This window comes from Sedimenticola selenatireducens (assembly GCF_963675335.2).
Lineage (GTDB): Bacteria > Pseudomonadota > Gammaproteobacteria > Chromatiales > Chromatiaceae > Sedimenticola > Sedimenticola selenatireducens.
Genome location: NZ_CAXXYC010000003.1, coordinates 98965 through 120367, shown reverse-complemented (window position 1 = coordinate 120367; position 21403 = coordinate 98965). Strand labels below are relative to the sequence as shown.

The following is a 21403-nucleotide window of genomic DNA, read 5'->3' as shown; positions in this document are numbered from 1 at the left end:
TTGAGTTATTTACGCTTGTTCAGGAGGAGAGCGCCTTCAACTCCAGTTTATGCTGCTTGAGGCGCGTCTGTACCACCCTGGCCAGCTCGTCCGGCTCAAATTTGGCCAGGAATGAATTGGCCCCGACCTTTTCGATCATGCTCTGATTGAACACACCGCTCAGGGAAGTATGGAGGATAACTTGCAGATTGGCGAGCGCCGGATCCTTGCGTATTTCCGTCGTCAGGGTATAGCCGTCCATTACCGGCATCTCCACATCCGAAATCACCAGTGACAGAAAGTCGGAGACTCTTCGGCCTTCGTTGGTCCACGCCTTCAACTGATCCAGCGCCTGTTTGCCGTCATTGCAGACCGTGGTCATCACCCCGAGCTTATCCAGCACACGCTTTACCTGATTGCGCGCCACCGAGGAATCGTCGGCAATCAATACATGCTGGGTCTCATCGATCGCCTCCTCTTCAATAACGCCCTCGGATACATCCTCCGACACCGTGACAATCTCGCTGAGTACTTTCTCCACATCAATGATTTCCACCAGCTCTTCATCGACCCGGGTAACTGCCGTCATGTAACTGCCTTTTGCCGCACCCTTGGGCGGGGGCAGAATATCACCCCAGTTCATGTTGACAATCCGGTCAACCGAACCCACCAGAAACCCCTGTACCCTGCGGTTGTACTCGGTAATGATGACGAAACGCCCTTCGATGTTGGCCAGCGGAGGCCCCCCAATAGCCTGAGAGAGATCCATCACCGTAATGGTTTTGCCACGCATGTTGGCGATACCCCGGACTACCGGGTGGGAGCCGGGCAGCTGGGTCAGCGGAGGGCATTGAATCACCTCCTGCACCTTAAATACATTGATACCAAACCGCTGTCTGCCGGCGAGCCGAAACAGCAACAGCTCCAGTCGATTCCTGCCCGCAAGCTTGGTTCTTTGATCAACACCGTCAAGGATACCCGCCATCTCTACCTCTCCGTTCAAATATCTCTGTCTGATGTTAGCGACCCACCTGTCTATTGCTTTAGGCCCGATTGCATTCAATACCCGCGGAAAGGATATGCGCAGGCCTTATCACGCGGCCCTTATATCAGGCATGGGTATTGCATGTTATTTGTGCAGCAATGAATGAGCTGAATATTTGGACAGGTGAAGTGATGAGCAGATTAACACCCGCGGTCAGGAAGCGGCATTATTGGCCAATCCTGCTTCTCGTCTGGTCACTGGCGGCAGTATCCGCCACGGAGGAGCAGACACAACCCCACGAGAGCATCCTGGCGGCAGCCGAGCAGCATGTTCTGAATGACTTTGACGAAGAGAACCAGGAGATCAACGTCGCGGCAGGGCGGCTGGACAGTCGGCTCCGATTGGCGGCATGCGACCAGGAACTGGACACTTTCATGCCCCATGGTCGCAAAAACGCATCCCGTGTAACTGTTGGCGTGCGCTGTAACGACACCGGCGGCTGGACGCTCTATGTGCCGGTAACCCTGTCACTGATGAAAGAGATTGCAGTCGCCAACCGGGAACTGCCCAGAGGCACCATTCTTACATCGGCGGACTTCAAAATTGAAAAACGGGACGTCGCCCGACTGCATCGGGGATATATCGAACACCCCCAACAGGCCATCGGCAAAAAGCTTAAACGCCGGTTGCGTGCCGATGCCGTTCTGACACCAGGGCAGCTGATCATCCAGCACGCGGTAAAAAAGGGCAGTCAGGTGGTGATCGTGGCCCAGATAGGTGGATTGCAGGTTCGCATGAATGGCAAGGCCCTATCAAACGGCGCTGTCGGGGAACGCATCAAAGTGGAGAACAACAGTTCCAACAGGCAAATAGAAGCGACTGTTATAGACTCCGGGGTAGTCAAGGCAACGACCTAGGATATTCCGGTAAACACCGACCACCATTGTGAACCGGCACTGGTTTTTAGCATCAAACCAACTACTTTCTGATTAAAGCTTGCACCCATTTGGCCGCTACGCTGATGGGAACTTTTTACAAGGTGGTTAACAGCATGAAAATCAAAGGTCTGTCCGGACAACCCATCAGCACTGGTGAGGGCAACAAGAGCAAGGCAACCGACAAAACACAGACAGCGGGCGCATCTCCCAGCGAAAAATCGACCGGCACCAGCAGCGATACCGTTAGCCTGACGATATCGGCTACCCGCCTGCAGGAGCTTGAAGCACAGATTGCCAGCCTGCCGATCGCCGATGCGCAGCGTGTTTCTGATGTACAACGATCCCTGGCTACCGGCAACTTTGCATTTGAACCGGAAGATGCCGCGGAGAATCTACTGGCCCAGGAAAGGCAATTTTCGCAACTGGACAAACAGGAGTAATCAATGAATCTCTCTGCCGAACAGCAGAACCGGCTCAGCCAGATCATCTCAACCGAGCTGAACTGCGCTCACTCACTTGCTGAAATACTTCAGCGTGAACAGAACGCGCTTAAATCACACGATCCGGAACAGGTTCTGGACATCAGCAGAGAAAAACAGCAGACCGTGGACCAGATGCAGGAGTGCGGCAGACAGAGAGATCGTCTGCTCACATCACTCGGGGTTGCCGGTGGCTCTACAGGCATCAACAAACTTCTACAAACCAATAGCGCCGCTACATGCGCTGGTCTGTGGCGCCAGCTGGAAGCTATTGCCGGCAAGCTGCGCGAGCAGAATGAAATCAACGGCGGCATACTGGCACTCAGCCAGCGCCACAACAAACAGGCACTGGATCTGCTTTGTGGACGTACCGATAGCAGAAACACCTACGGCGCCAGAGGGCAGCACAACCAGGATCAGTCGGGCCACTCACTGGCAAAGGCCTGATAGAGATAAAAAGCGCTTAACCGCGAACGATGCGAAAACACACAAGCAAGTCGGGTTACGCCTTCGGCTAACGCGACCTACAGCCACAGCGCCAAACTGTAGATCGGATTAGCGCAGCGTAATCCGACAAATTGATCAACCCACAAGCAAGTCGGGTTACGCCTTCGGCTAACGCGACCTACAGCCACAGCGCCAAACTGTAGGTCGGATTAGCGCAACGTAATCCGACAAATTGATCAACCCACAAGCAAGTCGGGTTACGCCTTCGCCTAACGCGACCTACAGCCACAGCGCCAAACTGTAGGTCGGATTAGCGCAGCGTAATCCGACAAATTGATCAACCCACAAGCAAGTCGGGTTACGCCTTCGCCTAACGCGACCTACAGCCACAGCGCCAAACTGTAGATCGGATTAGCGCAACGTAATCCGACAAATTGATCAACTCACAAGCAAGTTTATTGAGCGGTTCCACTTAAGCGCAGGTATCGCTGCAGATCGGCATCCCGGTCCAGATCCCAGAGGGGTTCAAGTTCACGCCAGACCCAACCCAATTGAGCAAGGCGCTCGCGCGTTATCTTCAACACCTGATCCGTGCCCCACGGGATGTCGTAAAACAGCTGCCCATCCATCCGCCGCATACCCAGGAGTACATAACCGCCATCTTCAGCCGGCCCCAGCACCGCATCGGCACCGGCACTGAGCCAGTCCAGGGCACGGAGCAAGTGCTCCCGCTTGAGCACCGGGCAGTCACCACCGATCAACAGCACCATCTCACACCGGGTGAGTGCCTTGCGCGCGGCATGGGCCATACGCTGACCCAAATCACCCGTTGTCTGTGCATAGAGAGTAATGGATGGATTCGCTGCCGCCTGGAAAACCGCGTGCCGGGTATCCGGGGCACACCAGATCTCAACTGGCGCCACCTCCCGGGTCGCCTCCCCAAGCACCCGCTCCAGAAGCGTGCGATAAATCTCCGCAGCACGCTGTTCCCCGACCGAAGGAATCAGTCGTGTCTTAACCTGTCCCGGCACGGGTGCCTTGGCAAACAGCAGAATACGAGCAGCGGGAAAACGCATCAACGGTAACGTTGAGCCAGCCGCGCCGGGTCCGCCCCGAAAAAATAGGCCCAGCGCAAACGCCACATCAACAATACAGTTGAAATAATCCCGGACTGCTCCCAGCGACGGCTGGAGGTAATCAGACACCGGGCAATCACCTGCGGTCGGGAATATCTCTTCAGCCGCTTGGTTATGGCGATATCCTCCATCAACGGAATTGCCGGAAACCCACCCAACCGCACAAACAGCTCTCGCCGAACGAAGATACCCTGATCACCCGTCGCGATACCACTGAGCCTGGATCGCCAGTTCATCATGAACTCAATGACACGCAGCATGGGATGTCGTCCGGACAGCCGGATATTAAACCGGCCCCAGTCACTCTCCGATGCGGCCATGACGGAGATGATCTGCCGGGGAAATTCGGCCCGAATGACACTATCGGCATGAAGAAACCAGAGAATCTCACCAGCAGCAGCCTGCGCACCGGCATTCATCTGCTGCGCCCGTCCCACAACCGAACCAATGAGCTTATCTACCAGTGGCGCTGCCAATGCCACGGTATCGTCAATGCTTTCGCCATCCACCAGCACCAGCTCGACACCCTCGGCACGGGCATCCTGCAGCGTTTCCAGCAACTGAACAATGGTCTCCGCCTCATTCAGGCAGGGGATAACAACCGAAAGCACCGTATTCCTGATCATCAGAGCATCAGTCACTCAGCGCGCCACCACAGCTGCTACCCTGTCCGGCGGTACAACCGTAACAGTGTTCGGCAATGCGGATCGCCCAACCATCCAGCGATTGTCTTGAAACTTCACTGATATGGATCCTGTCTTTTCCCTCGCGAACTATGGGCATCTGCAGCATCTGGTTGAAATCACAATCATAGAGATAGCCCTGCCAGTCAACGCTCAGCAGGTTTCTGCACATAACGGTCTCAAGGTTATCGCTGCTATAGGCACTCTTAAGCAAGTCCAGATAGTCATGAAACACGCCCTTTGACAGCAACATACTGCCAAATCGGCTAATCGGCATATTGGTAATGGTGAACAGCTGACTGAAGCGGATACCATGATCCTCCCAGAGACGGCGCTTAAAATCCGTCTCCAGACTGTACTGCGAAGGCGGTAGTGCGGGCCCCAGGGGGTTGTAGACAAGATTCAGCACCAAGCCACTCCCCTCCTGGGCATATCCCAGTGCATTCAGTTGTCGGAGTCCGCGGATACTGGCGTCATAGACACCGGCGCCCCGTTGCTGATCCACATTCTCCTGCAGATAACAAGGCAGCGAGGCCACAATCTCAACCTGCTGTTGACTCAGAAAACGACCCAACGTCTCCTGCTGCGGCTCCTCCAGGATGGAAAGGTTGCAACGATCGATCACCTTGACTCCCCGTTCTCTTGCCTCCGCCACCAGATAACGGAAATGATCATTCAATTCCGGAGCTCCGCCGGTCAGATCAATACTCTGTATCCGCTGTCGATCAATAAAGCACAACACATCATCGATGGTGTTTCGCCCCATCATCTCCGTTCGGGTCGGACCTGCATTCACGTGACAATGCTTGCAGGTCTGGTTGCACCGGTAACCGAGATTAATCTGAAGTGTCTCCAGCCGCCCTCTGCTGATAGCAGGAAATGTGGTGGGTGAAAGCAGATGGGTGGTATCCAACATAGCAAACAGCCTCGATCAACAATCAGTAATACGTTAAATGCACAGTGATCGACTCCTTTTCAGTCGTCGTTACACCAACAACGATCACACTCAGGTTGCCAAACAACCCTCGAAAAATGCTAAAATGCGGCTCGTTCATGGCAGGCCGCCAAGCGAACTCACTACCGTTGTCCCGGTTATCAGGCCCGGACGGCGTTCTCACCGCCCCCGTAGCTCAGCTGGATAGAGCGCACCCCTCCTAAGGGTGAAGTCACACGTTCGAATCGTGTCGGGGGCGCCATTTTCATTCCGCACTATAATAAAGGACCCGGACAGGCGCCCGCCTATTTCATTGCAGTCAAACGAAGGTTTTTCCGATTACCCATTTGCTCAGCTGCTTTCAGGAGTATGTTAGCCGCGAGTAAGCACGCAAAATCTTATTTGCGACTTGACTATTCAGCCATTCCGATAAACACGGATGTATAGAGATGAGCTGAGCAATACCCATCAATCACCACATCCTACAGAGCTTCCCGACAGCCAGCGAGCGCTGGATAACGACTTCAAGGCGCGATAAGCGATATCCGACCTGACCCTGGACTGGAGGGTGATCGGAAAAGAGTTGCCCGGAAATATCCAGGGTCAATGACCGGCGGCAATACCGGCAACCCTCATTTCGCCTCCGGCGATGACATTTCTGTTTTCTCCAGGCCCGAGAGGCCAGAGTGCTTGTCACCATCTGAAAGCACACCGTTCAGCGGGGCTGATTCCGATTCGATACTCACCTCAATACCGGACGACGGAACAGACGCGGGCGGCTGTTTCGGGCGCGCCTGCAGGCGTGACAGGATATCGGACAGGACACGCTCCAACTCGGTATAGGCCCGGAGTTGTGCCAACTGATAATAACTGGTCTTTTTTTCATTCAGCAGCGCCAAACGGGCATCAAAATAGGCCACATCAGCTTCCAGCGAACTGACGGTGAGCCGCGCCCACTTTTTTTTCTGTTTTTTTTCCTGTTCCTGCATAAAAAAGCTGTTTTTTTAGGATTTATCCCGGATTATCCCTCAACTCTCCGAGAGTATAACGCCCTACCAGGATAAAACCCTAACTCCATGAATAAGTGTGATTTAGTTCCATTCGGCAGTTTTCAACGAATTGTGCTCCGCACAAAAATACGGATTTTTTTGGATGATTATACTAATTTTATAAAAACGCTTTAAAAAGGCACCTCTTATGCTACTATCCACTTATATGCTCCCCCATCCACAAATAATAGGCCGATCATCCAAATGAGCGCACTTCTGGAGTTGTTACGCACCACGTCTGCCCTCTCCGGCGGTAATGCCGCCTTCATAGAGGACCTCTACGAAAGCTATCTGCAAGATCCAAACAGCGTGGACCCTGCCTGGAGGGCACGTTTCGACAGCATTATCAAGGACTCCGCCAACGAGGCGCCGGATATTGCACACGGCCCCGTCAGGTCAAATTTTGCCCGTCTGGCGAGGGAAAAGCGCCCCGCATCCAGACAGACTTCTGAACGGATGTCTCCCGGGGCGGCGGAAAAACAGGCCGCCGTGCTGCGCCTGGTCAATGCCTGGCGTGTCCGCGGACACCAATACGCTACGCTGGACCCGCTGCGCCTGCGCGACATGGAAGATGTACCGGACCTGGACCCGGCCTTCCATCGTCTCGGCGAGGCAGACATGGACACGGTATTCAATACCGGCTCACTGTTCGCTCCCGATCGCATGCCACTGAGAGAGATCATCAGCTTTATCAAGGATGTGTATGGCAAAAACATCGGTTCCGAATATATGCATATTACCGATACCCGCCAGAAGCGCTGGATTCAGAAACGGGTTGAAGGGTCCAAGGCAAAGGCGGACCTGAACCCCGATGATAAAAAGTGGCTGCTGACCCTGCTAACCGCAGCGGAGGGACTGGAAAAATATCTGCATACCCGTTATGTCGGCCAGAAACGCTTTTCGCTCGAGGGTAGCGAATCCCTGATCCCGCTGCTGGATGAACTGATTCAGCGGGGCGGCCAGGACGGCATCCGGGAAGTGGCCATTGGCATGGCCCATCGCGGTCGTCTCAACGTATTGACCAACATCCTGGGCAAGGCGCCCGCGGAGCTGTTTGAGGAGTTTGAAGGCAAAAAAAGTCCGGAACGCTACAAGAGTTCCGGCGATGTGAAATATCACATGGGCTTCTCCACCGATATCGAAACCCCGAGCGGCTTCACCCATGTCGTGCTGGGTTTTAACCCTTCACATTTGGAGATCATCAGCCCCGTCATCGAGGGTTCCGTTCGCGCCAGACAGCAGCGCCGGGGAGACCGTGAAGGCAAGGAAGTACTGCCCATCCTGATCCATGGTGACTCTGCCTTTGCCGGCCAGGGCGTGGTGATGGAGACATTCCAGATGTCACAGGCCCGCGGCTACACCACCGGGGGCTCGATCCATATCGTGGTAAACAATCAGGTTGGTTTCACCACCAGCAACCCCCTGGATACCCGCTCTACCCTCTATTGCACCGATGTGGCCAAGATGGTGCAGGCACCGATATTCCATGTGAATGGAGACGATCCGGAGGCAGTCATTTTCGTTACCCGCCTGGCGATGGATTATCGCCAACGCTTCCACAAAGATGTGATCATCGACGTTATCTGTTACCGCCGCCACGGCCACAACGAGGCTGATGAACCGGCCATGACCCAGCCGATGATGTATCAGAAGATCCGCCGCCTGCCGACGACCCGGTCAAACTATTCCGACCAGCTGATCTCTGAGGGTATTGTCACCCCCGACCAGAGTCGGGATATGGTGGAGGATTACCGTTCTTCTCTGGAGCAGAACTCAACGGTGGCCCGTCCGACCCTGACCGATCTTAACTACCCTTACCACGTCAACTGGGCACCCTATCAGCACATCGACTGGGAACACCCCGCCGACACCAGTATCAGTCAGGAAAAACTTTCGCTGCTCGCCAACCGGCTGCTGGAGGTACCGGATGGTTTTGAGTTGCATGCCCGCGTCAACAAGCTGATTGAAGGCCGCCGCAAGATGGCCACCGGCGATCAATTAGTGGACTGGGGCTTTGGTGAGTGTCTTGCCTACGCCTCGCTGGTCGAGGAAGGTATACCGGTGCGCCTCTCCGGCCAGGATTGCGGCCGTGGCACCTTCTCACACCGTCACGCGGTACTACACAATCAATTGACGGGCGAAAGCCATACCCCACTGCAGCACATTTCCGAAAACCAGGCCAACTTTCTGGTGATCGATTCACTGCTTTCGGAAGAGGCGGTGCTGGGTTTTGAATATGGCTATGCCACCACCGAGCCGAAGGCCCTGACCATATGGGAAGCACAGTTCGGTGATTTCGCCAACGGGGCGCAGGTTGTCATCGATCAGTTCATCAGTTCCGGCGGCGCCAAGTGGGGTCTCTACTGCGGCCTGGTGATGCTGCTGCCGCACGGCTACGAGGGCCAGGGTGCGGAACACTCCTCCGCCCGTCTTGAGCGCTATCTGCAGCTCTGCGCAGAACACAACATGCAGGTCTGTGTCCCTACGACCCCCGCCCAGGTATTCCACATGCTGCGCCGGCAGATGCTGCGCCCGATGAGAAAGCCGCTGGTGGTGATGTCACCAAAAAGCCTGCTGCGTCACCGCCTGGCCACCTCGGCCCTGGAAGAATTCACCAAGGGTGAATTCCAGCCGGTCATTGGTGAAACCGATGATCTCGACCCGCACGAGGTTGAACATATCGTTGTCTGTTCCGGCAAGGTCTACTATGAACTGCTGGAGGCACGCCGGGCGCGGGGACTGCGCAATGTGGCCATTATCCGGATCGAACAGCTGTATCCGTTCCCCCGCGAGATATTTGATTCGATCGTCGACCAGTACACCCAGGTTGAGCGCATTATCTGGTGTCAGGAAGAGCCACAAAACCAGGGGGCATGGGATCAAATCAAACACCGGTTCCATACCCTGCTCGACAAGGGTAAACACCTTTACTATGTGGGGCGGCCAGCCGCTGCCGCACCCGCTGTCGGATACTACCCGATTCATGTTCAACAACAAGAGACCCTGATCGACGAGGCCCTTACCGGCCGAATCAATCACTCAATGAACCGAAGGATGCCTGCATAAATGAGTATCAATGTAACTGTACCGGCGCTGCCGGAATCTGTCGCCGACGCCACCATTCTCACCTGGCACAAAAAGCCGGGTGACGCGGTTTCACGTGACGAGAACCTGGTGGATCTGGAAACCGATAAGGTCGTTCTGGAAGTCCCCTCCCCGGTTGACGGAATTCTGGGCGACATCAGCGCAGCCGAGGGTGAAACCGTACAGGCAGGTGATCTGCTGACAGCCATACAGGAAGGAAGCGCAACCCAGCCCCAGGCGGCAGCGTCAACGGCCTCCACGGCCGAAGCTGCGGGCGATGATGAACCGGTCCTGACTCCGGCGGTGCGCAGATTGGTAAAAGAGAAGGGCATCGACCCCAAGGATATAGTCGGCACCGGGAAAGATGGCCGTATCCTGAAAACCGATGTCACCGCCTATATTGAAAGCCTGGAATCTGCCCCTGCCAAAACGGCACAACCCACCCAGGAGAGTGAGATCACCCAGACCGGCGTCGAGGGCGATCGCCCCGAGCAGCGCGTGCCGATGACACGCCTGCGGGCACGTATTGCCGAGCGCCTGCTGGAGGCGCAACAGAACGCCGCCATCCTGACCACGTTCAACGAAGTGGATCTGCAGGCGATCAATGATCTGCGCAAAAACTACAAGGACAAGTTCGAGAAAGACCACGAAGTGAAGCTCGGCTTCATGTCGTTTTTCATCAAGGCATCGGTCGAGGCCCTGAAGCAGTTCCCGGCGGTCAACGCCTCGGTGGATGGCAAGGACATCATCTATCACGGCTACTACGACATTGGTATCGCCGTCGGTTCGCCCCGTGGACTGGTGGTACCCATTCTCCGCGATGCCGATCAACTCGGCTTCGCCGATACCGAAAAAGCGGTACGCGATTTTGGCAAGAAGGCCAATGACGGCTCCCTCAGCTATGAAGAACTGACCGGCGGCACCTTCACCATCTCCAATGGCGGCGTCTTCGGCTCCATGCTCTCGACCCCGATCCTGAACCCGCCGCAGAGTGCCATCCTGGGCATGCACACCATTCAGCAGCGCCCGATGGTGATCAATGGCGAGATCAAGATCCGGCCCATGATGTACCTGGCTCTCTCCTACGATCATCGCATTATCGATGGCCGCGAGGCGGTACAGTTCCTGGTTACTATCAAGAATATGCTGGAAGATCCGACCCGCCTGCTGCTTCAGGTATAGTTGCCTGCCCCACCAGGCAAAGGCACAGACCGACCAGAGCCGGTAATCCCGCATCAGGGATTACCGGCTTTTTTCATTAATGGATATACTCTCTATTGATTCGGACAAAACAAATACAATAATCCGGCCCATCTGGCAGGTCTATGCTGAAAAAAATACTACTTCCCACCATCTTCTTTATCCTGGCCTACGGATTCTGGCTGAGTGAGGATTTCAAGGAGATATCCGCCGGCGTCGCCATCTTCATGTTTGGCATGCTCTCCCTCGAGCAGGGCTTTCGCAATTTTACCGGCGGCGTGTTGGAGCGGCTGATCAACAGGACCACATCCAGTCACTGGAAAAGTCTCGTTTTCGGCATCGTCTCCACCACCATCATGCAATCCAGTTCACTGGTATCGGTCATTACCATCTCCTTTCTCAGTGCAGGTCTGCTGACTCTGGTGGCCGGCATCGGGATCATCTTCGGGGCCAATCTTGGCACCACGACCGGTGCCTGGTTGATCGCCGGGTTCGGGCTGAAAGTCAATATCGCCGCCTATGCCATGCCGATGCTGGTATTCGGTGTACTGCTGATATTCCAGAAGGCAAAAAACCTGAATGGGTTCGGCTATATCCTGGTCGGTCTCGGCTTCCTGTTTCTCGGCATCCATTACATGAAGGAGGGCTTTGAGGCATTCAGGGGAACCATCAACCTGGCCGAATTTGCTGTCAAAGGCTATCCCGGCCTGTTCCTTTTTACCCTGATCGGTGCCTTCGCCACCGTTGTCATGCAATCGAGTCACGCCACGCTGGTACTCATTATCACTGCATTGGCGGCACAACAGATCACCTACGAAAACGCGCTGGCATTGGCCATCGGCGCCAATATCGGCACCACCATTACCGCCATACTCGGTGCTATCAGCGCCAATGCACAGGGCCGTCGCCTGGCCGGGGCACACCTGATGTTCAACCTGGTGACCGGCCTGATTGCCATCCTGTTTGTCCATCAATTGATTTATGCCGTTGATGAAATCAGCCTGCTCAGCGGTATCCGAGAAAACGACTTCACCCTGAAGCTGGCGATTTTCCACACCCTGTTCAATCTCATCGGCGTGCTGGTCATGACACCCCTGATCAGGCCGCTGGTGAATCTCCTGGAACGGACCATCAAGGAGAAAAAGTCGGAGATTGACCAGCCCAAATATCTCACCGACTCCGCCATTGATTTCCCGGAAACGGCCGTCAAGGCAGTACTGCAGGAGTCGCTGCATGTCTATGACAATGCCCAGGGCATCCTGATACACGCGCTGGGTTTCAGAAGACCCGAGGTACTCTCCACACTGGACCTGATGGAAGTGGCCGAGGCACAGAAAAAGCTGACCATGCTCGATATTGATGCTGCTTATGAACGCAGCATCAAGGGGCTCTATAGCGAAATAATCGCCTTCATCAGTCGGGTCGATTTCTCCTGGCAGATGGAGCAGTCCGCCGACCTGCATCACCTGCGGGAAGCCAATCAGCATATGGTCGAGGCAATCAAGGATGTCAAGCACCTGCAGAAAAACATGATCCGGTTTATTAACTCAGACAACAAACCGATGCGCCACGCCTACGACCAGTTACGCAGCCAGTTGGCTGTAATCATCCGGCAACTTGAAGAGATTAGACTGGCGGATGAGAGTAACACATCCATTCTCTCACTCGACGCATTGAAGCTGCTGGTCAAGGAGACGCACGATGAATTCAATTCATCACTGATTGACAAGATAAGACGACGGAGTATTTTGCCGCAGCAGGGCACATCGCTACTGAATGACAGTCACTACACCCACAGTATCGCCAAGAACCTGATACAGGCTGCCCAGACCCTGCTTGTGTCCGGCCCCAGGGACTTGGCACAGGCCGTGCGAACGATTGCCCTGGATGACAATGAACTCCAGGCAGTATCCGACAGGGAGCAGGTCGAAAAGACCGCGCAATAGACCCAAATGATCCCGGAATAACCCGATATGAAACGAAAAAAACTACTGCAGAAACTGGCGGATTACCTCAGTCTTGATCAGCGCAGTTTGCGCAAAAAACGTGAAAAGATGCGAGAAGTGTTGAAACAGTTGCGGGAAAAAGAGCATAAGCTGAAAAAGCGCATAGAGCATGAGCACGATCCGGCCAGGCAGCTGCAGCTATCCAGGGAACTCGACATCCTGCGAGCTCAGCGGAGAAAAGGGATCGCGGTACTGAAGGAGCTGAAGTAGTTCTGTTGAGTTATTGGATAATCGTCCATTTTAGGGCTGTTTTTTACCCTTCCGAGCCAATCTAACGGTATAATGGCGCCTCAGATAACCACCTCATCTGGGACAAGCCATGACCACTATCAAGCAAGACGATCTGATTCAGAGCATCGCGGATGCCCTGCAATATATCTCCTACTACCACCCGGCCGATTACATCAAGGCATTGACCGCCGCCTGGAAAAAGGAGGAGTCACCCGCTGCAAAAGACGCCATGGCCCAGATCCTTGTCAACTCAAGAATGTGCGCCGAGGGTCATCGCCCGATCTGCCAGGACACCGGCATGGTCACCGCCATTCTCAAGGTGGGCATGAACGTGCGGTGGGATGCCGATATGAGCCTGGAAGAGATGGTCAACGAAGGTGTGCGCCAGGGTTACGGAAACCCGGACAATGTGTTGCGCGCCTCCGTGGTCAGTGACCCGGCCGGTGCCCGCACCAACACGCGGGATAATACCCCGGCGGTGATTCACACCCGGATTGTGCCGGGCGACACGCTAGAGATCAGCCTGGCGGCCAAAGGCGGCGGCTCGGAAAACAAGAGCAAGTTCACCGTGCTCAACCCTTCGGGCAGCCTGGTCGACTGGGTATTGAACACGGTCCCCACCATGGGCGCCGGCTGGTGCCCGCCGGGTATGCTGGGCATCGGCATCGGCGGTTCGGCAGAAAAAGCCATGCTGCTGGCCAAAGAGTCCTTGATGGAACACATCGACATCCATGAACTGATGGAACGGGGCCCGAGCAACCGGGTCGAAGAGCTGCGTCTGGAACTGTTCGAGAAGGTCAACGCCCTGGGTATCGGCGCTCAGGGGCTGGGCGGCCTGACCACTGTCCTGGATGTCAAGATCAGGGACTATCCGACCCATGCCGCCTCGCTACCGGTGGCGATGATCCCCAACTGCGCCGCCACCCGTCATGTCGAGTTCACCCTGGATGGTAGCGGCCCGGCCGTGCTGGAACCGCCCAGGCACTCGGACTGGCCCGAGATCAGCCTGGAAGGCGGTGGTGCCCGCCGGGTCAATATTGACAAGGTGACCAAGGAAGAGATCGCTGGCTGGAAACCGGGCGAAAGCCTGCTGATCTCCGGCAAACTGTTGACCGGACGGGATGCGGCCCACAAGCGGATTCAGGATATGCTCACCAGGGGGGAATCCCTGCCCGAAGGGGTCGATTTCAAGAACCGCTTTATCTATTACGTCGGCCCGGTCGACCCGGTACGCGACGAAGTGGTGGGCCCGGCCGGACCCACCACCTCTACCCGTATGGATCAGTTCAGCGACATGATGCTGGGTGAAATGGGCCTGATGGGCATGGTTGGCAAGGCGGAGCGCGGCCCGACAGCCATTGAAGCAATCAAGAAACATGGCGCGATCTACCTGATGGCAGTGGGTGGTGCGGCGTTCCTGGTCTCCAAGGCAATCCGCTCATCACGGATGGTGGCCTTCGAAGACCTGGGCATGGAAGCGATTCGGGAGTTCGAGGTGGAGGACATGCCGGTGACGGTCGCCGTGGACACCCAGGGCAACTCGGTACATCAGAGCGGACCGGCCGAGTGGCGGGTAAAAATCGGTAAACTCTGAGCCGCTTACAGGTTTAGTCGCTAAAGCCGCTTCAGCGGATTCATTACCGCAGAAGCGGCTTTAGCCACGAGCGATGCAGATTATCCCTGCAGAGTCTGCCACTGATCCCGGGTATAGGTCTTGATGGAGAGGGCGTGCAGTTCATCGCTCTCCAGTTGAGTCTTGACCGTGGCCATCACCATCCGCTGTTTCTGAATCGGACTCTTGCCCTCAAACTCCTCGCTGATCACCACCGCCTCGAAATGCCTGCCGTCGCCGGTCACCTGGGCCTGACAGCCCGGCAACCCGGTCTCGATCAGATTGACAATTGCTTCAATTTCCATCACTGCTACCTCGTAAAAATTCTCAGCCGATCATAGCGCATGCAAGCGGTTGCTTTAACCGGTATCCGGCAGGTGTATTACGGCTAGACCTACAACTATATTAATTTCTCGCCAAGCCCGAGCAGGCATTGCGAAAAGTCCTGGTGACCAGGCGATACGCCAACAGGGAGATTGCCGCATTGCCTGGTCTTTTAAAATACCCACTGCAGGAGGCCCACCCCGGGCCGAATTCGCGGCGCCGCGCCGCTCCTACAGGTGATTCATTTTGACGGTCGAATAACTCGCCCATTGGTCATTGATCCAGGCTATTTACAACTCCCGGGTCGCCAGGAAGCGGATTTTTGGCCAGCGCTCTTCGGCCAGGCTCAAGTTGACCCGGGTCGGTGCCAGATAGACCAGCTGGTCATCCCCATCCAGTGCCAGGTTCTCGTGGGCCTTGGCGCGGAACTGCTCCAGCATCTTGGGATCATCACACTCCACCCAGCGGGCGGTGTTGACGCCTACCGGCTCGACGATCGCCTCCACACCATACTCCCCCTTCAGCCGGTGGGCCGCCACCTCGAACTGCAGCACGCCCACCGCACCCAGGATCATGTCGTTATTCTTCAACGGCCGGAACACCTGTGTGGCGCCCTCCTCGCAGAGCTGCAGCACCCCCTTCTGCAATGCCTTCAGACGCAGCGGGTCCTTCAGTACGACGCGACGGAACAGCTCGGGGGCAAAATAGGGAATGCCTTCATATTTCAGCTCCTCGCCATCGGTGAAGGTATCACCAATCTGTATCGTGCCGTGATTATGCAAGCCGATGATGTCGCCCGGCCACGCCTCTTCCACATGCTTGCGCTCATCGGCCTGGAAGGTAATGGCGTTGCTGATCTGCACCGTTTTGCCACTACGGACATGGTGCATTTTCATGCCTTTTTTGTAGCTGCCGGAACAGACCCGCATAAAGGCAATGCGGTCCCGGTGGGCCGGGTCCATATTGGCTTGTATCTTGAAAATAAAACCTGAGAACTTCTCCTCCCCCGGCTCCACCAGGCGCTGCCGGGTCTCCCGTGCACGAGGCGCCGGGGCATACTGTACAAAGGCATCCAGCAGCTCCTTGACGCCGAAGTTATTGATCGCCGAGCCAAAGAACACGGGAGTCAGCTCGCCGCGCAGGTAGGCATCCAGATCCAGTGCATGACTGGCGCCGCGCACCAGGTCGATCTCTTCGCGCAACTCCTCCGCCATATCGCCCAGCACCGCATCCAGGCGCGGGTTGTCCAGCCCCTCGATCAACTCACCGGCCTGGATCTTCCCCCCATGGGTGGCGGAGAAGAGATGGGTGGTCTCGGTACGCAGATCAAATACCCCCTTGAGCCGCTTTCCCATGCCAATGGGCCAGGTGACCGGCGCACACTTGATCTGCAGCACCTCCTCGATCTCATCGAGAATGTCCAGGGCATCCCGTCCCTCCCGATCCAGCTTGTTGACGAAGGTGAGAATCGGCGTGTCGCGCATGCGACACACCTCCATCAGCTTGATGGTGCGGGACTCAACGCCCTTGGCCACGTCAATCACCATCAGCGCGGAGTCCACCGCGGTCAGGGTACGATAGGTGTCTTCGGAAAAGTCCTCATGTCCCGGGGTATCCAGCAGATTTACAATGCCGTTACCGTAGGCAAACTGCATCACCGAAGAGGTGACGGAGATACCACGCTCCTTCTCCATCTCCATCCAGTCGGAGGTGGCATGCCGGGCCGCTTTGCGCCCCTTTACCGTGCCGGCCATCTGGATTGCCCCGCCGAACAACAGCAGCTTTTCCGTCAAGGTGGTTTTACCGGCGTCCGGGTGGGAGATAATAGCGAAGGTACGTCGCCGTTGCAGTTGCTTGAGAAGTTCGGACATGGGGGGATCTGCTGCTTGCTGACAAAAGCGGGATTATACAGCAATTCGTAGACCGGGTTAGCCCGCCAGGGCGTAACCCGACGACGGGGAAGCCCCGACCATCGATGCCCCACCAGGGCGCGTCGAAGATAACACCGCCGGGCCCCAATCGGACCCGCTGTACTAACCGGCCACCACCGTCGGATTACGCTGCGCTAATCCGACCTACCGAGGCATTAAAATCGTAGGTCGTGTTAGCCCGCAGGGCGTAACCCGACATCCGGCTTCTTACAACGCCTTGGCCAGCAGGATGGCGTCTTCCCGGCCCTTGTCGGCCGGATAATAGCCGCGCCGCAGACCGATCTCGTTGAATCCCAGGGACTCATACAGCCCCAAGGCGACCCGGTTACTGGCCCGCACCTCCAGAAAAACCGTATCGGCCTCGCGCTCCCGTGCCTGGTTGATCAGGCGCTGCATCAGGCGGCGCGCGAGCCCCTGCCCACGCATTTCGGGATCGGTGCAGATATTCAGCACATGGGCCTCACCGGCAGCCACCGACATGACACCGTATCCCACCAGCCGCCGATCCAGAAAATAACCCCAGCAGACATAACCCACCCGCAGGGAATCCCGGAAGATACCGGCTGTCCAGGGATGATCGTAACAGCGATGCTCCACCGTCATAATGGCGTCGATATCGTCTTCCCTGAGCGGGCGAATCCGGAGTAGCGGGTCCCTGAGTATGGCGCTCATGAGATCGAATTCAGAACGACCGGTTCATTGAACCAACCGGGCAGCCTTCTGCAGGTCCTGCCAGGCCTTGGCCTTCTGCTCCGGCGAGCGCAGCAGATAGGCCGGATGATAAGTGACCACTACGGGGATGCCGTTATATTCATGCTGGCCGCCCCGCAACCGCCCCACGGCGTCATCACTCTGCAGCAGATTTCTCGCCGCCACGGCGCCGACAGCCAGGATGGCTCTTGGTTTGAGCAGTGCCACCTGACGTTGCAGGTAGGGTGCACATTTCAAGGCCTCCTCCGCCCGCGGGTCCCGATTCCCCGGCGGTCGGCATTTCAGGATATTGGCGATATAGACCTGTTCGCGCTGCAGGCCGATCGCCTTCAGCATGGCATTGAGCAGCTGTCCGGCCCGCCCCACGAAGGGTTCACCCTTTCGGTCTTCATCGGCTCCGGGCGCTTCTCCGATGATCATCAGGTCAGCATTCTGCCGCCCCACCCCGAACACGGTCTGGGTTCGGGTCTTGTGCAGCTCACACGCCTGACACTGGGCAACCCGGGCCGCGAGTGCCGGCCAGTCCAGTTGGCTCACCCCATCATCCAGGAGACCGGCCGGGCCCAACTCTCCGACATGCTCCGCATGATCCAACGTGGGCAGATACTCATTCGATGGCGGCGGCACCTCATCCAGCCAGGGCGGTGGTTCGTCCGGGGCCGGGCGCTGCCGTGCAACGGTCATATCTGGTTTTGGCGCTGCAACCGGGACAGGTGGAGCGGCGGGTGGAACCGCCTCCTGCTCCGCGCCGCCCGATGCCGCAGCGTCTCCATCCAAGGCGGACCTGGGTATCCAGTAATGGATACCCATGGCCTGCAAATATTCCCGTCGCTCTGCTTCGTTCATCAGGTTCAGCTCAGGAGCTAGACGTCACCCTGCGGGTGAGCCTTGTGCTCCTGATCCAGTCGATTGACGGCATTGACATAGGCCTTGGCCGAGGCGATCACGATATCGGTATCGGCACCCTGGCCATTCACGATCCCGCCATTGCGCTGCAGCCTGACGGTCACCTCGCCCTGTGCATCGGTACCGCTGGTAATGGCATTGACCGAGTAGAGCTGCAACTCGGCGTTGCTCTGGACCATGGATTCGATCGCCTTGAAGGCGGCGTCCACCGGACCGCTGCCACTCGCCTCGCCCGACATCTCCCGCTCATCCACCGAGAGCACCACCCGGGCGTTGGGAATCTCCCCGGTCTCCGAACAGACCTTGAGCGAGATCAGCTTGATATGCTCATTTTCGGCACTGAAACCAGCATCCGAAACCAGTGCCTGCAGATCTTCATCAAAAATCTCGTGCTTCTTGTCGGCCAGGTCCTTGAAACGGCGGAAGGCGTCATTAATCTCCTCCTCCGAGTCAAAGGTGATCCCGAGCTCTTCCAGCCGGGTGCGGAAGGCGTTCCGCCCGGAGTGCTTGCCCATCACCATTCGGTTCTGGCTCCAGCCCACATCCTCGGCACGCATGATTTCGTAAGTTTCACGATGCTTGAGCACACCATCCTGATGGATGCCCGACTCATGGGCAAAGGCGTTTGCACCCACGATTGCCTTGTTCGGCTGCACCGGAAAGCCGGTAATGCCCGACACCAGGCGTGAACAATTGACGATCTGGGTAGTGTCCAGTGTGCTGTCGCAGGTGAACAGATCACGGCGGGTGCGTACCGCCATCACCACCTCTTCCAGCGAGGCATTACCCGCCCGTTCACCCAGGCCGTTGATGGTGCACTCCACCTGCCGCGCACCCTGGGTGACGGCGGCCAGCGAGTTGGCTACCGCCAAGCCAAGGTCGTTATGGCAGTGGACTGAGAAGATCGCCTTGTCGGAATTGGGAATACGCTCGATCAGGGTGCGGATGGTCTCGCCAAACTGCTGCGGCAGGTTATAACCTACGGTGTCCGGTACATTGATGGTGGTGGCACCGGCCGCAATCGCCTGTTCGATCACCCGACAGAGAAAATCGATCTCGGACCGGCCTGCATCTTCCGGCGAAAACTCCACATTATCGGTGTATCGGCGCGCCCGCTTGACCGCCCAGACCGCCTGCTCCACCACCTGGTCCGGCGTCATGCGCAGTTTCTGCTGCATATGAATCGGCGAGGTGGCAATAAAGGTATGAATGCGACCGGAATTGGCCTCCTTCAACGCCTCTCCGGCCCGATCGATATCCGCTTCCAGCGCCCGGGCAAGACCGCAGACGGTACTGTCCTTGATGGTACGGGCAATGGTCTGCACGGCATCAAAATCCCCTGGACTGGCGATGGGAAATCCCGCCTCGATAATATCGACCCGCATCTTTTCCAGCGCCTTGGCGATACGCAGCTTCTCATCCTTGGTCATGGACGCCCCAGGACTCTGCTCACCGTCACGCAAGGTGGTATCAAATATAAATAACTTGTCTGGATTGCTCATCATCTGCTCCCGGATCGATCCAGTCACCCATGCGCTGAATCATCCTCTACATCTATTCTTGAATTCGTTTTGTCTGCGTGCTTGGCCCTCGCCAGGGCATGTGTCGTTTTATGCCCCACAGGGCAGTAGCAGCAGGGAGAGCAGCAGGAGAGCGTGGCGGGGACGCACAGACACGACCGCCCGCTGGGCAGTGTGCTGGATAGAGTGTGCGTTGAATGGTTTCATCGGTGTCCTGTACCTGGATCTCGCTCGAATATACCGCAAGGTTTTCCTGTTGCCAAGCGCTGGGATATTTACCTTACGCAATATCGGGGTGATCCCGCCATCACCTCACTCTTCCGGATGCTCCTCTTGTTTCGACGGCGTATCACTTCTCTGTGCCGCCCGTCGTTCCGCTCTGCGTTGCTGTAGATAGCGCAGGGTCAACACCGGTCCGGAGATCGCGTAGACCATGAACAGGACGAACAGCACCGTCGGCGGCTGGCTGATCACCACCGCCAGCACCAGCATCATCACCACGACCGTCATGAAGGGGATCTTGCCCTTGAAATCGATCTCCTTGAAGCTGTTGTAGCGCACATTGCTGACCATCAACAGACCGGCCGCCAGGGTAATGAAGCAGGCCAGATAGGAGACATCGACACCCTGGATCTGGTATTCGACGGCGACCCAGACACTGCCAGCCAGAATGGCGGCGGCGGCAGGGCTCGGCAAACCCTGAAAATAACGCTTGTCGGCCGTGCCCACCTGGGTATTGAAACGGGCCAGACGCAGCGCCGCACCGGCAGTATAGATAAAGGCGGCCAACCAGCCGAGCTTGCCCAGGTTGTTCAGGGACCAGACATAGATCACCAGCGAGGGGGCCAGTCCGAATGCCACCATATCGGAGAGACTGTCATATTCGGCACCAAAGGCGGTCTGGGTATTGGTCATGCGCGCCACCCGACCATCCAGCCCGTCCATCACCATGGCCACGAAAATGGCCACGGCGGCATGCTCGAACTTGCCGTTCATGGCAGCCAGCACGGCATAAAATCCACTGAACAGGGCAGCCGTGGTGAACAGATTGGGCAACAGATAGATGCCACGGCTACGTTTCTGCTGCGGAGGGGTCTCCGGCATGGCTTGCTTTCCTGTTTTGGTTAAACTGGCCTGATTATAAAGGAGTTATCAGGCAAAGACAGTAATCGGCCGGACCAATCCGGGCAATTTCCCAAACAAAAAACCGCAGGTTGCACGACCGGCAACCTGCGGTTCTTATCAAGC

19 protein-coding genes and 1 tRNA gene are annotated in these 21403 nt (G+C 56.7%); 9 read left to right on the top strand and 11 right to left on the bottom strand.

What is annotated here, in order from left to right; all coding sequences use genetic code 11:
• Positions 1-19: 19 nt before the first annotated feature.
• Positions 20-964 carry a chemotaxis protein CheV gene (locus ACHZBF_RS04190; protein WP_029135062.1) on the bottom strand — a complete coding sequence of 315 codons (945 nt, stop codon included), beginning with the start codon at positions 962-964 and terminating at the stop codon, positions 20-22.
• 191 nt (positions 965-1155) lie between these two features.
• Between ACHZBF_RS04190 and flgA the strand changes: the two genes are divergently transcribed.
• The 3 genes from flgA (at position 1156) to ACHZBF_RS04175 (ending at position 2828) form a co-directional block, all read left to right on the top strand.
• Positions 1156-1881: a flagellar basal body P-ring formation chaperone FlgA gene (gene flgA, locus ACHZBF_RS04185; protein ID WP_169720434.1), complete on the top strand. Its 726-nt coding sequence runs from the start codon at positions 1156-1158 to the stop codon at positions 1879-1881.
• Between the two features lie 134 nt (positions 1882-2015).
• Positions 2016-2342, top strand: a complete 327-nt coding sequence (flgM, locus tag ACHZBF_RS04180; protein WP_321527748.1) for a flagellar biosynthesis anti-sigma factor FlgM — start codon at positions 2016-2018, stop codon at positions 2340-2342.
• Positions 2343-2345: 3 nt separating this feature from the next.
• The gene (locus ACHZBF_RS04175) at positions 2346-2828 is read left to right on the top strand and encodes a flagella synthesis protein FlgN (protein WP_273440832.1); all 483 of its coding nucleotides are present in this window, start codon (positions 2346-2348) and stop codon (positions 2826-2828) included.
• 455 nt (positions 2829-3283) lie between these two features.
• Here ACHZBF_RS04175 and ACHZBF_RS04170 read toward each other — a convergent pair whose 3' ends face one another.
• Genes ACHZBF_RS04170 through arsS form a run of 3 tightly spaced genes read right to left on the bottom strand, consistent with a single transcriptional unit; the run spans position 3284 to position 5563 of the window.
• Positions 3284-3904 (bottom strand): TIGR04282 family arsenosugar biosynthesis glycosyltransferase, encoded by a 621-nt coding sequence (locus tag ACHZBF_RS04170; protein WP_273440831.1) that lies wholly within the window; start codon positions 3902-3904, stop codon positions 3284-3286.
• Positions 3904-4605, bottom strand: a complete 702-nt coding sequence (locus tag ACHZBF_RS04165) for a TIGR04283 family arsenosugar biosynthesis glycosyltransferase (protein WP_321527747.1) — start codon at positions 4603-4605, stop codon at positions 3904-3906. The genes ACHZBF_RS04170 and ACHZBF_RS04165 overlap by 1 nt, the downstream gene beginning before the upstream one ends.
• Positions 4598-5563, bottom strand: coding sequence for an arsenosugar biosynthesis radical SAM (seleno)protein ArsS (gene arsS, locus ACHZBF_RS04160; RefSeq protein ID WP_029135057.1), 966 nt, complete (start codon positions 5561-5563; stop codon positions 4598-4600). The genes ACHZBF_RS04165 and arsS overlap by 8 nt, the downstream gene beginning before the upstream one ends.
• Before the next feature lie 203 nt (positions 5564-5766).
• Between arsS and ACHZBF_RS04155 the strand changes: the two genes are divergently transcribed.
• A tRNA-Arg gene (locus tag ACHZBF_RS04155) sits at positions 5767-5843 on the top strand.
• A gap of 370 nt (positions 5844-6213) precedes the next feature.
• On the opposite strand, the gene ACHZBF_RS04150 is transcribed toward ACHZBF_RS04155, so the two are convergent.
• Positions 6214-6570 (bottom strand): hypothetical protein, encoded by a 357-nt coding sequence (locus tag ACHZBF_RS04150; protein ID WP_037376228.1) that lies wholly within the window; start codon positions 6568-6570, stop codon positions 6214-6216.
• A 264-nt stretch (positions 6571-6834) separates the two neighbouring features.
• Between ACHZBF_RS04150 and ACHZBF_RS04145 the strand changes: the two genes are divergently transcribed.
• From ACHZBF_RS04145 to ACHZBF_RS04125, 5 genes are all read left to right on the top strand, one after another.
• Complete coding sequence (locus ACHZBF_RS04145) at positions 6835-9696, top strand: 2-oxoglutarate dehydrogenase E1 component (protein ID WP_029135056.1); 2862 nt, start codon at positions 6835-6837, stop codon at positions 9694-9696.
• A complete protein-coding gene (odhB, locus tag ACHZBF_RS04140; protein WP_029135055.1) occupies positions 9697-10896 on the top strand; it encodes a 2-oxoglutarate dehydrogenase complex dihydrolipoyllysine-residue succinyltransferase in 1200 nt (399 codons plus the stop codon).
• Positions 10897-11039: 143 nt separating this feature from the next.
• Positions 11040-12860: a Na/Pi cotransporter family protein gene (locus ACHZBF_RS04135; protein ID WP_029135054.1), complete on the top strand. Its 1821-nt coding sequence runs from the start codon at positions 11040-11042 to the stop codon at positions 12858-12860.
• 27 nt (positions 12861-12887) lie between these two features.
• Positions 12888-13130, top strand: a complete 243-nt coding sequence (locus ACHZBF_RS04130; protein WP_029135053.1) for a hypothetical protein — start codon at positions 12888-12890, stop codon at positions 13128-13130.
• A gap of 109 nt (positions 13131-13239) precedes the next feature.
• Entirely contained in the window at positions 13240-14745 is a 1506-nt protein-coding gene (locus ACHZBF_RS04125; RefSeq protein WP_321527746.1) for a fumarate hydratase, read from the top strand.
• A gap of 80 nt (positions 14746-14825) precedes the next feature.
• On the opposite strand, the gene ACHZBF_RS04120 is transcribed toward ACHZBF_RS04125, so the two are convergent.
• The 6 genes from ACHZBF_RS04120 to pssA form a co-directional block, all read right to left on the bottom strand.
• A complete protein-coding gene (locus ACHZBF_RS04120) occupies positions 14826-15068 on the bottom strand; it encodes a BolA family protein (RefSeq protein WP_029135051.1) in 243 nt (80 codons plus the stop codon).
• Positions 15069-15377: 309 nt separating this feature from the next.
• Positions 15378-16958, bottom strand: coding sequence for a peptide chain release factor 3 (locus ACHZBF_RS04115; protein WP_029135050.1), 1581 nt, complete (start codon positions 16956-16958; stop codon positions 15378-15380).
• 267 nt (positions 16959-17225) lie between these two features.
• Positions 17226-17690 (bottom strand): ribosomal protein S18-alanine N-acetyltransferase, encoded by a 465-nt coding sequence (gene rimI / locus ACHZBF_RS04110; protein WP_029135049.1) that lies wholly within the window; start codon positions 17688-17690, stop codon positions 17226-17228.
• A 24-nt stretch (positions 17691-17714) separates the two neighbouring features.
• A complete protein-coding gene (locus tag ACHZBF_RS04105) occupies positions 17715-18575 on the bottom strand; it encodes a uracil-DNA glycosylase (RefSeq protein WP_029135048.1) in 861 nt (286 codons plus the stop codon).
• A gap of 17 nt (positions 18576-18592) precedes the next feature.
• Positions 18593-20137, bottom strand: a complete 1545-nt coding sequence (locus ACHZBF_RS04100; RefSeq protein WP_029135047.1) for a 2-isopropylmalate synthase — start codon at positions 20135-20137, stop codon at positions 18593-18595.
• Between the two features lie 330 nt (positions 20138-20467).
• On the bottom strand, positions 20468-21259 hold the full coding sequence (gene pssA / locus ACHZBF_RS04095) for a CDP-diacylglycerol--serine O-phosphatidyltransferase (protein ID WP_051302749.1): 792 nt from the start codon (positions 21257-21259) through the stop codon (positions 20468-20470).
• Positions 21260-21403 lie beyond the last annotated feature (144 nt).

Bases quoted from the DNA above. Each gene is read 5' to 3' on its own strand.
- ACHZBF_RS04135 (WP_029135054.1), top strand. From the start codon at position 11,040: ATGCTGAAAAAAATACTACTTCCCACCATCTTCTTTATCCTGGCCTAC.
- pssA (WP_051302749.1), bottom strand. From the start codon at position 21,259: ATGCCGGAGACCCCTCCGCAGCAGAAACGTAGCCGTGGCATCTATCTG.
- ACHZBF_RS04150 (WP_037376228.1), bottom strand. From the start codon at position 6,570: ATGCAGGAACAGGAAAAAAAACAGAAAAAAAAGTGGGCGCGGCTCACC.
- ACHZBF_RS04130 (WP_029135053.1), top strand. From the start codon at position 12,888: ATGAAACGAAAAAAACTACTGCAGAAACTGGCGGATTACCTCAGTCTT.
- odhB (WP_029135055.1), top strand. From the start codon at position 9,697: ATGAGTATCAATGTAACTGTACCGGCGCTGCCGGAATCTGTCGCCGAC.
- ACHZBF_RS04120 (WP_029135051.1), bottom strand. From the start codon at position 15,068: ATGGAAATTGAAGCAATTGTCAATCTGATCGAGACCGGGTTGCCGGGC.
- flgM (WP_321527748.1), top strand. From the start codon at position 2,016: ATGAAAATCAAAGGTCTGTCCGGACAACCCATCAGCACTGGTGAGGGC.
- rimI (WP_029135049.1), bottom strand. From the start codon at position 17,690: ATGAGCGCCATACTCAGGGACCCGCTACTCCGGATTCGCCCGCTCAGG.
- ACHZBF_RS04105 (WP_029135048.1), bottom strand. From the start codon at position 18,575: ATGAACGAAGCAGAGCGACGGGAATATTTGCAGGCCATGGGTATCCAT.
- ACHZBF_RS04100 (WP_029135047.1), bottom strand. From the start codon at position 20,137: ATGAGCAATCCAGACAAGTTATTTATATTTGATACCACCTTGCGTGAC.
- flgA (WP_169720434.1), top strand. From the start codon at position 1,156: ATGAGCAGATTAACACCCGCGGTCAGGAAGCGGCATTATTGGCCAATC.
- ACHZBF_RS04115 (WP_029135050.1), bottom strand. From the start codon at position 16,958: ATGTCCGAACTTCTCAAGCAACTGCAACGGCGACGTACCTTCGCTATT.
- ACHZBF_RS04125 (WP_321527746.1), top strand. From the start codon at position 13,240: ATGACCACTATCAAGCAAGACGATCTGATTCAGAGCATCGCGGATGCC.
- ACHZBF_RS04190 (WP_029135062.1), bottom strand. From the start codon at position 964: ATGGCGGGTATCCTTGACGGTGTTGATCAAAGAACCAAGCTTGCGGGC.
- ACHZBF_RS04175 (WP_273440832.1), top strand. From the start codon at position 2,346: ATGAATCTCTCTGCCGAACAGCAGAACCGGCTCAGCCAGATCATCTCA.
- ACHZBF_RS04170 (WP_273440831.1), bottom strand. From the start codon at position 3,904: ATGCGTTTTCCCGCTGCTCGTATTCTGCTGTTTGCCAAGGCACCCGTG.
- arsS (WP_029135057.1), bottom strand. From the start codon at position 5,563: ATGTTGGATACCACCCATCTGCTTTCACCCACCACATTTCCTGCTATC.
- ACHZBF_RS04145 (WP_029135056.1), top strand. From the start codon at position 6,835: ATGAGCGCACTTCTGGAGTTGTTACGCACCACGTCTGCCCTCTCCGGC.